13 protein-coding genes and 1 pseudogene are annotated in these 11,058 nt (G+C 74.1%); 6 read left to right on the top strand and 8 right to left on the bottom strand.

Annotation, left to right across the window (positions count from 1 at the left end; translation table 11 throughout):
- Positions 1-486: 486 nt before the first annotated feature.
- Entirely contained in the window at positions 487-2,127 is a 1,641-nt protein-coding gene (pgm, locus tag ABZW30_RS31130) for a phosphoglucomutase (alpha-D-glucose-1,6-bisphosphate-dependent) (RefSeq protein ID WP_355674555.1), read from the top strand.
- 208 nt (positions 2,128-2,335) lie between these two features.
- Here pgm and ABZW30_RS31125 read toward each other — a convergent pair whose 3' ends face one another.
- Entirely contained in the window at positions 2,336-3,514 is a 1,179-nt protein-coding gene (locus ABZW30_RS31125; RefSeq protein ID WP_355674554.1) for an MFS transporter, read from the bottom strand.
- Between the two features lie 147 nt (positions 3,515-3,661).
- Here ABZW30_RS31125 and ABZW30_RS31120 point away from each other — a divergent pair, with 147 nt between their 5' ends.
- Entirely contained in the window at positions 3,662-4,003 is a 342-nt protein-coding gene (locus ABZW30_RS31120) for a helix-turn-helix transcriptional regulator (protein WP_355674553.1), read from the top strand.
- 330 nt (positions 4,004-4,333) lie between these two features.
- On the opposite strand, the gene ABZW30_RS31115 is transcribed toward ABZW30_RS31120, so the two are convergent.
- Entirely contained in the window at positions 4,334-4,507 is a 174-nt protein-coding gene (locus ABZW30_RS31115) for a hypothetical protein (protein WP_355674552.1), read from the bottom strand.
- A gap of 398 nt (positions 4,508-4,905) precedes the next feature.
- Here ABZW30_RS31115 and ABZW30_RS31110 point away from each other — a divergent pair, with 398 nt between their 5' ends.
- Both ABZW30_RS31110 and ABZW30_RS31105 read left to right on the top strand, forming a co-directional pair.
- A complete protein-coding gene (locus tag ABZW30_RS31110; RefSeq protein ID WP_355674551.1) occupies positions 4,906-5,631 on the top strand; it encodes an HAD family hydrolase in 726 nt (241 codons plus the stop codon).
- A gap of 165 nt (positions 5,632-5,796) precedes the next feature.
- Positions 5,797-7,062 (top strand): transposase, encoded by a 1,266-nt coding sequence (locus ABZW30_RS31105; RefSeq protein ID WP_355674550.1) that lies wholly within the window; start codon positions 5,797-5,799, stop codon positions 7,060-7,062.
- A 324-nt stretch (positions 7,063-7,386) separates the two neighbouring features.
- On the opposite strand, the gene ABZW30_RS31100 is transcribed toward ABZW30_RS31105, so the two are convergent.
- Positions 7,387-8,052, bottom strand: coding sequence for a GNAT family N-acetyltransferase (locus ABZW30_RS31100; protein WP_355674549.1), 666 nt, complete (start codon positions 8,050-8,052; stop codon positions 7,387-7,389).
- A gap of 145 nt (positions 8,053-8,197) precedes the next feature.
- Here ABZW30_RS31100 and ABZW30_RS31095 point away from each other — a divergent pair, with 145 nt between their 5' ends.
- Both ABZW30_RS31095 and ABZW30_RS31090 read left to right on the top strand, forming a co-directional pair.
- Positions 8,198-8,683 carry a MarR family transcriptional regulator gene (locus ABZW30_RS31095; RefSeq protein ID WP_355674548.1) on the top strand — a complete coding sequence of 162 codons (486 nt, stop codon included), beginning with the start codon at positions 8,198-8,200 and terminating at the stop codon, positions 8,681-8,683.
- The gene (locus ABZW30_RS31090) at positions 8,680-9,141 is read left to right on the top strand and encodes a MarR family transcriptional regulator (protein ID WP_355674547.1); all 462 of its coding nucleotides are present in this window, start codon (positions 8,680-8,682) and stop codon (positions 9,139-9,141) included. Before ABZW30_RS31095 ends, ABZW30_RS31090 begins: the two co-directional genes overlap by 4 nt.
- Positions 9,142-9,201: 60 nt before the next feature.
- On the opposite strand, the gene ABZW30_RS31085 is transcribed toward ABZW30_RS31090, so the two are convergent.
- The 5 genes and pseudogenes from ABZW30_RS31085 to ABZW30_RS31065 all read right to left on the bottom strand — a co-directional run.
- On the bottom strand, positions 9,202-9,402 hold the full coding sequence (locus ABZW30_RS31085; protein WP_355674546.1) for a DUF397 domain-containing protein: 201 nt from the start codon (positions 9,400-9,402) through the stop codon (positions 9,202-9,204).
- 68 nt (positions 9,403-9,470) lie between these two features.
- Positions 9,471-9,913 (bottom strand): annotated as a pseudogene (locus tag ABZW30_RS31080) (NUDIX domain-containing protein); the annotation flags it as partial.
- 115 nt (positions 9,914-10,028) lie between these two features.
- Positions 10,029-10,232, bottom strand: a complete 204-nt coding sequence (locus ABZW30_RS31075) for a DUF397 domain-containing protein (RefSeq protein WP_355674545.1) — start codon at positions 10,230-10,232, stop codon at positions 10,029-10,031.
- Positions 10,233-10,374: 142 nt separating this feature from the next.
- Positions 10,375-10,575: a DUF397 domain-containing protein gene (locus ABZW30_RS31070; RefSeq protein WP_355674544.1), complete on the bottom strand. Its 201-nt coding sequence runs from the start codon at positions 10,573-10,575 to the stop codon at positions 10,375-10,377.
- Positions 10,556-11,058, bottom strand: a 503-nt coding sequence (locus ABZW30_RS31065; RefSeq protein WP_355674543.1) for a DUF5753 domain-containing protein, incomplete at its 5' end; no start/stop codon positions are given. The genes ABZW30_RS31070 and ABZW30_RS31065, both read right to left, overlap by 20 nt.

The following is an 11,058-nucleotide window of genomic DNA, read 5'->3' as shown; positions in this document are numbered from 1 at the left end:
GCCCACCGCTGTCGCAGGCCCCGCCCGGTGTGGGCCCGGCCCGGTCGCATGTTCGTAGGGGGACCGGCGGACATTGCGGAGCCGGAGCGGATCGACGGGGCGACGGCGGGGCACGGGCGGTGGCCGGGCGGCGCGGGAGGGCGGGGGTGGTCCCGGCGGTGGGGCGCGGGGTGGTGCGGGTGGGTGGGGTGTTCCCGGTGGCGGGTGAGGACCGGGTGGCGTTCGAGGCGTCGGTGGCCACCGGTCCGTTCGTGTGCGAGGGCCTGGCCGGGTGCCGGTTCGCGCGGTTCGCGCGGTTCGCGGCCGTCGTCACCGCGCGGGCCCCTGACGGCGACCGCGAGCTGCCGTCCACCTGGAGCGAAACGGCCACACGTGCCCCGCGTGGCCCCGTGCGGTTCGGGGCGCGGTCGCGTTCTGGCTACGATCGGTGAGCGCGGGGACGAGGACGTCGACGCGGGTTTCGGATTTTTCGGCGGGAGAAGACGGATGGCACACGCACGGGCCGGGCAGCCGGCGCAGCCCGGTGACCTGGTGGACGTGGCACGGCTGGTGACGGCGTACTACGCGCTGCAGCCGGATCCGCAGGAGGTGGCGCAGCGGGTGGCGTTCGGGACCTCGGGGCACCGGGGCTCCTCGCTGGACGCGGCGTTCAACGAGGACCACATCGCCGCGACGACGCAGGCGATCTGTGAGTACCGGGCGCAGCAGGGGGTGGCGGGTCCGCTGTTCCTGGGCGCGGACACCCATGCGCTGTCCGAGCCGGCGAAGGTGACGGCGCTGGAGGTGCTGGCGGCCAACGGCGTGCAGGTGCTGATCGACGCCGCCGACGGCTACACCCCCACCCCGGCGGTCTCGCACGCGATCCTGGCCCACAACCGGCGCAGCCCCCGGGCGCTGGCGGACGGCATCGTGGTGACGCCCTCGCACAACCCGCCGCGTGACGGCGGCTTCAAGTACAACCCGCCCAGCGGGGGGCCGGCCGGGTCCGGGGCGACCGGCTGGGTCCAGGACCGCGCCAACGAGCTGATCCGTGAGGGCCTGCGGGGGGTGCGCAAGGTCCCCTACGCGCGGGCGCTGGCCGCGGCCACCACCGGCCGCCACGACTTTCTCACCGCCTATGTCGAGGACCTGCCCTCGGCGGTGGACCTGGACGCGGTGCGGGCGGCGGGGCTTCGTATCGGCGCGGATCCGCTGGGCGGGGCGTCGGTGGCGTATTGGGGGCGCATCGCCGAGTCGCACCGCCTGGACCTGACGGTGGTCAACCCGGTCATCGACCCGACCTGGCGGTTCATGACGCTGGACTGGGACGGCAGGATCCGCATGGACTGCTCCTCGCCGGCCGCGATGGCCTCTCTCATCGGCCGTCGGCAGGAGTACGCGATCGCCACCGGCAACGACGCGGACGCCGACCGGCACGGCATCGTCACCCCCGACGGCGCGCTGATGAACCCCAACCACTATCTGGCGGTGGCCGTGGACTACCTCTACCGCCACCGTGCCGACTGGCCCACCGACGCCGCGGTGGGCAAGACGCTGGTGTCCTCCTCGATGCTGGACCGTGTCGCCGCCGACCTGGGCCGCCGGCTGCTGGAGGTCCCGGTCGGCTTCAAGTGGTTCGTCGACGGCCTGTTGGAGGGCTCGATCGCCTTCGGTGGGGAGGAGAGCGCCGGCGCCTCCTTCCTGCGCCGCGACGGCGGGGTGTGGACCACCGACAAGGACGGCATCCTGCTGGCCCTGCTCGCCTGCGAGATCACCGCCGTCACCGGCACCACCCCCAGCGCCTACTACCGCGAACTGACCGCCCGCCACGGCGAGCCCGCCTACGCCCGCGTGGACGCCGGCGCCGACCGCGAGCAGAAGGCCCGCCTGGCCCGCCTGGCGCCCGAGCAGGTCACGGCCGGGCAGCTGGCGGGGGAGAAGATCACCGCCGTGCTCTCGAACGCGCCCGGCAACGGGGCCGCGATCGGCGGCCTGAAGGTGTGCACGGACAACGCCTGGTTCGCCGCCCGTCCCTCGGGCACCGAGGACGTGTACAAGATCTACGCCGAGTCGTTCCTTGGCACCGAGCACCTGGCGAGGGTGCAGGACGAGGCCCGGGCGCTGGTCGGCGAGGTGCTGGGCGCCTGACGCCGCGCCGTACGGGGCCGGGGCCCGGCCCTGTACGGCCTCTTCGTCCCCCGGGGCCCGGCCCTGTACGGCCTCTTCGTCCCCGGGGCCCCCGGCCCTGTACGGCCTCTTCGTCCCCGGGGCCCCCGGCCCTGTACGGCCTCTTCGTCCCCGGGGCCCGGCCCTGTACGGCCTCTTCGTCCCCGGGGCCCCCGGCCCCGTACGGCGCTCAGCCGCGGGCCGGCGCCGCGGCCGCCACCGCGGCACCCGCGCGCTGGTCGCGGATGGTGGCCGCCGCCGTCGCGCACGCGAGGAGCGCCCACGCCGCCGCCGCCAGCGGGAACCACCGCCCTCCCAGCACCGCGATCGCCGCCGACCCCGCCACACCCCCCGCCGCCGCTCCCAGGTACAGCGCGCTGCTGTTCAGCGAGATCAGCAGCGGCGCGGATCCCGGGTCGATCGACGCCAGCCGGTGCGCCAGCGCCACCGACACCGCCCACCCCGCCAGCGGCACCACCGTCGCGTACGCCAGCGACCCCGGCATGCTGCGCCCCAGCCGGGGCAGTGCGGCGAAGGCGGCGGCGGCGAGGGCGGAGCCGCCCAGCAGCACCCTGCGCACGCCGGTGCGGTCGACCAGGCGTCCGCCCAGCCAGCTGCCGGCCACCGACGTCACGCCGGTGGTGAGCAGGATCAGGCTCAGCCGGTCCGGGTTCTTGCCGGTGGCGCCCGAGACGGCGGTGGCCAGGTAGATGTAGACGCTCTGGAAGGCCAGGAAGAAGGCGAGGGTGGTGGCGGCGGCGCCGAGCACCCGGGGCCGGCCGAGCGGGGCGAGGCGGGCCGCCAGGGTGGGGGCGGCGGTGGGGGCGGGCAGGTCGCGCAGCAGGGCGGCGAGTCCGGCCAGTGCGGCCAGGCCGAGCGCGGTGACCAGCCACATCGTCATCCGCCAGTCGGCGCGTCCGACCCAGGTGCCCAGCGGCACGCCGAGCGCGGTGGCCACCGTCATGCCGCCGAGCACGGTGGCCGGCGCCCGGCCGCGCCGTTCGGGGGCGACCAGGGTGGTGGCCACGGCGTTGGCGGTCGGCGTGTAGAGGGCGGCGCCGGCCGCGGCGAGGACCCGGGTGGCGAGCAGCAGTCCGTAGGTGGGGGCGAGGGCGCTGAGCGCGTTGGCGGCGCTGAAGAGCGCGAGCGCGGTCAGCAGCAGGCGCCGGCGCGGCCAGCGGGCGGTGGCGGCGGCCAGCGGCGGGGCCAGCAGCGCGTAGCCGAGCGCGAAGACGGTGACCAGCTGGCCGGCGGCGCCCACCGAGACCTGCAGGTCGGCGGAGACCGGGCCGAGGATGCCGGCCACGGCCATCGAGTCGGTGCCCATGGCGAAGGTCCCCAGGGCGAGCAGGAGCAGGCGTACGGGCACGGGAAAGCCCTCCGGGGCTATTGTTGGACGAACATGAAACAGTTTGATACTCGCCAAACAATCGGGGATCGGTGGATGATCGTCAAACCATCCCTGCTGTCGCCCGCCGTCTCGCTCCGCCGAGACCCGAGGACCGGAGCCGAGCCCATGACCGAAGACGAGCGGCTTCCCCAGCCCGCCACCGCCGACATCGACCTCGTCACGCTCCTGCACGCCCTCGGCGACCCCGTCCGCATGCGCCTGCTGCTCAGCTACGCCGACGGCGCCGAACACTCCTGCGGCCCCCGCGACCTGGGCCTGGACCACCTCCACAAGTCGACCGTCTCCCACCACATGCGCGTCCTGCGCGAAGCCGGCGTCACCACCACCCGCGTCGCCGGCCGCAACCGCTTCGTCAGCCTGCGCCGCACCGACCTGGACGCCCGCTTCCCGGGCCTGCTCGACGCCCTGCTGGCATCGGCGGGGGCGGCGGTCCCGGCCGCGGCCTGAGCCTCACAGCGGGCGGGCGGGCGCCGCGCCGGGTGCCCGCCCCGCGAGCGCGGGCCCCGGGCGCCGGCCCCACCGCCGAGCGGACGCGCCCGGCGCCGACGGCCTGCGCCCGCAACGGCCCCGCACGCGGCGCCATGCGCCAGGCGCCCCGGCCGCACCCGAGGGGCCCGCGCCGGCCCCACCCCCGCCCGCTCCGGCCACAACCGTGCCGCCTGGGCCCAACGCGCCCACCCGGCCGCCCACGTCGACCCGCACCTGCGCGGGCGCGCCACCCCGTCGTGCGACGCGCCCCGCCGCGCCGGCCCGACGCCACCCTCGACGCCGAAACGTTCATCCCACCGCGCGCTCGACCACCTCGCCGATCCGCTCCTCCACCGCGGGCGGGACCTCGGCCAGGGCGAACGCCACCGGCCGCACCGCGCCCTCGCCCGGACCCGCCGGATCGTCGAAACCGAACGCCGCGCAGCGGGACTCCAACGTCTCCGCGCTCTGGAAGAAACACACCACCTCACCTCGCCGTCCGGCGCGCAGGCAGGCATCGCGCACCACGGCCCCGGCGCCGCCACCGGCGCCGCCACTGTGACGGCGGCGTGCACACGCCGGGCCGTCACCCGGTCCGGCTGCGGCGCCCCGGCGATCCCGGCCGGCACCTCCCGCACCGCCTCGCCCGCCCACTCCTCCCCAAAGGCCTTGCGCCCGGAATGCCTCAACTCCCGCGCGCACCCCTTCACCGCGGCCCGCTCCTCGGCCGGGAATCCCCCGCGCGTGCCGCCGGCGCCGCCGCCCACGGCAGCCCCCCCTTGCGAGAGCGCCGGGCCGGGACCCCACCCGGCCCCACCGGCAACCGCCCGGGCCCCGCGCGTAGGGTCCGTACCGGACGCACACACGAAAAGGACCGCACCATGCCGATCAGAGGCGTGCTCTTCGACGTCGACGACACCCTGTTCGACTACTCCGGCTCCGAGCAGACCGGCATCCTCGCCCACCTACGGCACACGGGCCTGCTCGACCGCCTCCCCTCCCCACAGGCGGCGCTGACCCTGTGGCGCACCGTCACGCAGACCCACTACGCACGCTTCCTCGCCGGCGAACTCACCTTCCGCGCCCAACAGCACGAACGCACCCGCCACTTCCTCACCCACCTCGGCGAGGACGACGCCCGACACCTCACCGACGAGCAGACCGCCGCCTGGTTCGCCGGCTACGCCGCCCACCGCGACGCCGCCCAGGCCGCCTTCCCCGACGCCGCCCCCACCCTCGCCGCCCTCGCCCCCCACTACCGCCTCGGCGTCGTCTCCAACTCCGACGCCGACCACCAGCGCCGCAAACTCCACACCGTCGGCCTGCTCGACCACGTCGCCGACGCCCTCATCTGCTCCGACCAGCACGGCGAGGCCAAACCCGCCCCCGGCATCTTCCACGCCGGCTGCGCCGCCCTGGGCCTGGCCCCCGACGAGGTCGCCTACGTCGGCGACAACTACACCCTCGACGCCGAAGGCGCCCACCACGCCGGCCTGCACGCCTTCTGGCTCGACCGCACCGCCTGCGACACCCCGGTGGCCGAGGGCATCCACGTCCTGCACTCCCTGGACGCCCTGGCCGGCGCCCTGGCCGCCCGAGCCACCTGAGCCGCCTGAGCCGCCCGCGGCGCGTACGGCGTGCGGGAAGTCGGCTGGCCCGGCGTCCCGCTCCGGTCGGTCAGGCGCTCGGCGGCCCGGGTGCGGCGGCAGGTACCGGGGGTGGCCCGTGGGCGGTGGCCGCACCGCCCTGGCGTGCGGGACTCCACGGGCCGTGTGAACGACGCTTCCACCCCTGCGTACAGCAGGATCTGGTTTCCCGCCGCGGTGGCACGGACACACGCTGCGGTCGTTCGTGTGTTGACGGTCGTTCGGGTCGAGCTGATGCCGTCGCCCGAGGTGGCGGCGGCGATCGCCGACACCCTGTCCGCCTGCAACGGTCAGGCCGATCGCGTCTTTGAGTCGGCGTTCCGCACCGGTGCGAGGTCCCGGAAGACCTTGCAGGGTGCGGCCTGTCAGGAGCTGAAAGCCGCTGGTCTGTCGGCTCGGCCCGCGCTGCACGTCATACGCGAGGTGGCGGACGCCTACTCGACGCTGACGGCGAACATCCGGGCCGGGGACCTCGGCATGCCGGGCAGCACGCGGCGTACCAAGGCCGGGTCCAGGCCGGTCGTCTTCCGCTTCGGCGCCGCCCAGCCGTATGACGACCGTTGTCTGTCCTGGCAGTTGGACGCGCAGGGCGTCTCGATCCGGACCATCGCCGGACGGCTGAAGGGCGTTCGGTTCGTCTGTTCGCCGGACGCGCTCAAGGCGCTTCGAAAGCATCGCAAGGGCGAGAGCGATCCGGTGGCGCGTGGCGGTGAGTTCTTCCTGATCGCCGCGTGCGACATTCCCGGACCCGAGATCTTCGGGCCGACCGGGTGGATCGGCGTGGACTTCGGTATCGCCGACATCGCCACCGCTTCCACCGGCTACCGTGCTGCCGGGCGCGGTCTGAACCGGCACCGCAAGCGTCTGCGGGACCCGCGCGCGAAGCTCCGGAAGAAGGGCACCAAGTCCGCCGGGCGCGTGTTGAAGCGCCTCTCCCGCAAGGAGTCCCGCCGTGCCGAGGACGCCAACCACGTCATCTCCGAGCGCATCGTGACCGAGGCCGAACGCACCTGTGCCGGGATCGGAGTGGAAGACCTGTCCGGCATCCGGCGGAGGGCACGGCCGAGAAGGCCCGTGGGGGTACCCCCGGCCGAAGGCCGGGGGAGGGTCGCGCTGCACACCTGGGCCTTCGCCCGGCTCGGCTCCTTCGTGGCCTACAAGGCCAAGTGGGCAGGCGTCCCGCCGGTGTACGTCGATCCGGCGTACACCAGCCAGGCCTGCGCCGACTGCGGTCACATCGGCGAGAGGAACCGGCCCGATCGGGCCGCCTTCGCATGCCGGTCGTGCGGCGTCGTCGCGCACGCCGGCCGCAGCGCTTCCCGCGACATCGCCCACCGGGCCGCTGCTGCATGGGATGCGGGGCGGCAGTCATCCGCCCCTGCCACCGCGTAGCGGCGGCTGGACGCGGGAGCCCACCCAACAGCCGGTCGGGCGCCACGTGCGAGGCCGTTCACGGCCGAGAAGCTGACCTCGTATCACGTCGTCAACGACAACGGCGGCCAGTGCCTGGCCGTCCCGGGCGCCCGCACCGGCCCCGGCGCCCATGTCATCCGGTGGCCGTGCGGCACGTGGCCCGACCACTACCGGCACTGAGCCGAACCGGTGGGCCCGGACCGGTACTTGCCGCAGCCCGCCGCCTGACCGGTGAAGGGGCGCCGGCCGCCCGGACACGGCGGCCGGCGCCACCGGCGCGGTCCGCAGGGGTTCCTGCCCCGGCTACACCGGCTGCTGCGGCGCGCGGTCGGCGCCGAGGAGTTCGCGGCAGGCCGCGGTCAGGCCGGTGACCGTGACCGGGACGGGCGGGCCTTGCCAGTTGTCGCGGGACAGGCGCAGGCGCCGGGATTCCACGACGCGGCCGTCGAGGGTGTCACGGGTGATGCCGTCGGGGCGGTAGCCGAGTTTGCGGGAGACGGCGAGGGAGGAGTGGTTGTCGCTGAAGGACGCCGAGGTCGCCGAGAGCGCGCCGAGTTCGGCGAAGGCCAGGTGGAGCATCGCGGCGCGCATCTCGGTGCCGATGCCCAGGCCCTGGTGCTCCAGGCCGAGCCAGGAGCCGGAGGCGATCTCGCGGCGGACGGCGAAGTCCTGGGCGCGCATGTCCTGGAAGCCGACCGGGCGTCCCTCGTGGAAGACCGCCAGGTCCAGCGCCCAGTGCCGCGGACTCCAGCGTCCCAGCCGCTTCCAGTGCAACTGCAGGACGTGCCGGGCGCGTTCGGCGGGCGGCAGGGTCGTCCACGGGGTGAGGAAGGGGCGCACGTGCGGGGGATGGACGCCGCGCGCGGCCACGTCCGCGAGGCCGGCGAGCTCCTCCTCGCAGGGCAGGCGCAGCTCCAGGCGGGGCGTGGTGACGCGCAGGCCCCGCAGCGGCCAGTGGTCGGTGATCACCGGGACAGTGTGCCGGAGCCCCGCGGCCGCCGCACCGGGATTCCCGAGGGCCGCCGCCCCGGCGGCCACGGCGGCGCCCCCGCCCCGGCCCGGGCACCCCGGAAAACCGTAGCCATGGACATAGTAGCCATGTACTGTATTTGCCATGAGTTCAGCAGCCGAGGACGCGACCGCCGGTTTCCTGGTCTGGCGCCTGTCGATGAAGTGGCGGGTCGCCGTCGACCGGGCCCTCGCGCCGCTGGGGCTGACCCACGCGCAGTACGCGCTGCTGGGGTCGCTGTACGGCATGGCACGCTCCGGGCTGCGGCCCAGCCAGCGCCGGCTCGCCGACCACACGGGGCTGGAGCCGCTGTACGTCTCCAAGCTCGCCCGCGCCCTGGAGGGCGCCGCCCTGGTGGCCCGCACCCGGGACCCGGACGACCCGCGCGCCATGCAGCTGACCCTCACCGAGCACGGACACGACGTCACCGCCCGCGCGATCACGCTCGTCCAGGGCCTGCTGGACCAGCTGCTGGAGCCGCTCGGCGGCCAACGCGGCGAGCGTGCCCGGGAGTTCACCCGCGAGCTGGCGATCCTGCTCGACGCACCTCTTGATCCGCCCACCGAGAACGACGAGGAGCACCAGCCATGACCACCGCCGTCACGACCACCGCACCCGCCCCCCTCGACCCCCGCGCCATCGCCCTGGCGCACTACGCCTCACGCTCCCTGCTGGAAGGCGTCCTGGCCCGCCACGGCGCCACCTTCGAGCAGAACGTCACCCTGCGGGCCACCGCCGCCGCCGGCGGCAGCCTCGGCCGCGAGGCGCTCGTCGCCGACGTCACCGGCTCGCTGAAAGCCGACGAGGCGCGCGTGCGCGCCGTCATCGAGGAGACGACCGCCGCCGCTCTGCTGGAGGCCGACCCGCAGCACGGCGAGGCCCTGCGCCTCACCGCCGCCGGACGGCAGCTCTACGAGCGCACCACCGCCGAGATCGCCCCGGTCTCCGCCCGCCTGTACGCCGGTATCCCGGCCGAGGACCTCGCCGTCGCCGGCCGCGTGCTCGCGCTGATCACCGAGCGCGCCAACGCCGAACTGGCCTGCGCCTGAGGGCCATCGGCCGACTCCCCGCCGCCCCGGGTGCCGGGGCGGCGGGGCCGGGCGTTGGTGTCAGCGGGCGTCGAACTCGCCGGTGCGGACGGCGGTGACGAAGGACTGCCAAGTGGTTGGCGAGAAGTTGAGGCGGGGGCCGTCGGGGTCTTTGCTGTCCCGCACGCGGCCCGGGTGCGCATCGTCCACTTCGACGCGGGCGCCGCCGTTGTTGTTGCTGTGGTTGCTCTTTCGCCAGGTGGTGGGGGTGCCGATGTCCATGGCGGTCTCCTCGCTGGAGTGGGAAGTCGGCGGGGTCGACTTCCCATGCAAGGTGTTCGGGGGGAGGTGAGGCGCCGGCCGTGGTGGGCGCGGATGCGGGTAGGGCCGGGCCGAAGGGCGTCGAGGATGCGGACGGCGTAGACCTCGCCCATGCGGTCGGCGACTTCGTCGGGGGTCAGCCAGGCGATGGCGGTGGACTCGGGGGAGAGCTGTTCGGCGCCGTCCTCGGGGTGGCAGCGGAAGACCAGGGCGGCGATGCCTCGCGCCATGTTTCCGTAGACGCCGGTCAGTTGGTCGACTCCGACTTTGAGGTCGGTCTCTTCGTGGATCTCGCGGCGCAGGCCGTCCTGGATGGTCTCGGTGAGTTCGAGGACGCCGCCCGGCGGCGCTCCCAGGTGCCGTTGTCGGCCCGGCGGATCGCCGGCGCGCGCTCGTCCTCGCGGACGATCGCCCCGGTGACGGACGCGGAGTGGAGCGGCACCGGGGCAGGTTCGTCGGCGTCGGGGCTCATGGGCATGGGGATAGGAAGCAGCTCGCCACGTCGACAGCCCCCGCGCCGCCGCCCCTGTGGAGGGACGTGCTGTGCGCCGTCGCCCCTGTGGAGGGCGACGGCGCCACATGAGACGTCAGTTGGTGCCGAACTCGCCTGCCCGGACCGCGTTGATGAAGGACTGCCAGGCGTCGGCGAGGAAGAGGAGGGCGGGGCCGCCCGGGTCCTTGGAGTCGCGAACGGGCATGACGCCGGCGAAGCCGTCGGCGACCTCGACGCACACACCGCCACTGCCGCTGTAGGTGCTCTTGCGCCAGGTGATGGGGGTGCTGCTGTTCATGTGGTTCCCTCCTGCTTGGGCGGTGGAGTGGGAAGTCGGCGGGGCCGACTTCCTGTGCGCGGGCCGGGGGAGTTGGCCTTGTCGGAGAAGCGCAGAAAGCCCCGCCGCTCCGAGTCCGGGGCGGCGGGTCCGGGTGTTGGTGTCAGTGGGTGTCGAACTCGCCTGAGTGGACGGCGGTGATGAAGGACTGCCAGGCGGTTGGCGAGAAGTTGAGACGAGGGCCGTCGGGGTCCTTGCTGTCCCGTACGCGGCCTGGGTGCGAGTCATCCACTTCGATGCAGGCGCCGCCGTCGTTGTTGCTGTGGCTGCTCTTTCGCCAGCTCTCATGCTGGTTCGCTTGCACGGCCGTACTCCTTCGAGATGCGCCTGATCATCGCCCGAGAGTCCCTGGGCGACAGGGCCATAGCCCTGAGCAGATCGTATGACCTCCGGCGAGCGGCTACACCCTCGGCATCTTCGATGAGTTCGCCATTGCGGGCACCTTCTTCCCAGGCGACCATCGGACAGCCCGGCACCGAATAGAGAAAGAGTGACCCTCCCATCTCGGCGTGAACTCCCGCAGCGAATGGCAAGACCTGCACGGTGATGTGTGATCTCTGGTCGGATGCGATGGCATCGAGTTGTTGCCTCATCACCGCAGGGTTCCCGACCGGCCTACGGAGAGTCGACTCGTCAAGGATGAACCAGCAATGCGGAGGAGCTGACGAGGCCAACCGCTTCTGGCGGTCGAGACGTGTCGACACCAGCTGTTCGAGTTCTTGCGGGGTTGCATGCGGATGGCCCGCGAGCAATGAGCGGTACGCGACCTCGGGGGTCTGCAGGAGCC

Source organism: Kitasatospora sp. NPDC004669 (assembly GCF_040609455.1).
In the GTDB taxonomy this organism is placed as follows: domain Bacteria; phylum Actinomycetota; class Actinomycetes; order Streptomycetales; family Streptomycetaceae; genus Kitasatospora.
Note: the sequence above shows the minus strand (reverse complement) of the source record. Positions and strands in the feature narration are given on the sequence as shown.

Coding starts and splice junctions, on each gene's coding strand:
- pgm (WP_355674555.1), top strand. CDS start 487: ATGGCACACGCACGGGCCGGGCAGCCGGCGCAGCCCGGTGACCTGGTG.
- ABZW30_RS31120 (WP_355674553.1), top strand. CDS start 3,662: ATGACCGAAGACGAGCGGCTTCCCCAGCCCGCCACCGCCGACATCGAC.
- ABZW30_RS31110 (WP_355674551.1), top strand. CDS start 4,906: ATGCCGATCAGAGGCGTGCTCTTCGACGTCGACGACACCCTGTTCGAC.
- ABZW30_RS31095 (WP_355674548.1), top strand. CDS start 8,198: ATGAGTTCAGCAGCCGAGGACGCGACCGCCGGTTTCCTGGTCTGGCGC.
- ABZW30_RS31090 (WP_355674547.1), top strand. CDS start 8,680: ATGACCACCGCCGTCACGACCACCGCACCCGCCCCCCTCGACCCCCGC.
- ABZW30_RS31085 (WP_355674546.1), bottom strand. CDS start 9,402: ATGGACATCGGCACCCCCACCACCTGGCGAAAGAGCAACCACAGCAAC.
- ABZW30_RS31075 (WP_355674545.1), bottom strand. CDS start 10,232: ATGAACAGCAGCACCCCCATCACCTGGCGCAAGAGCACCTACAGCGGC.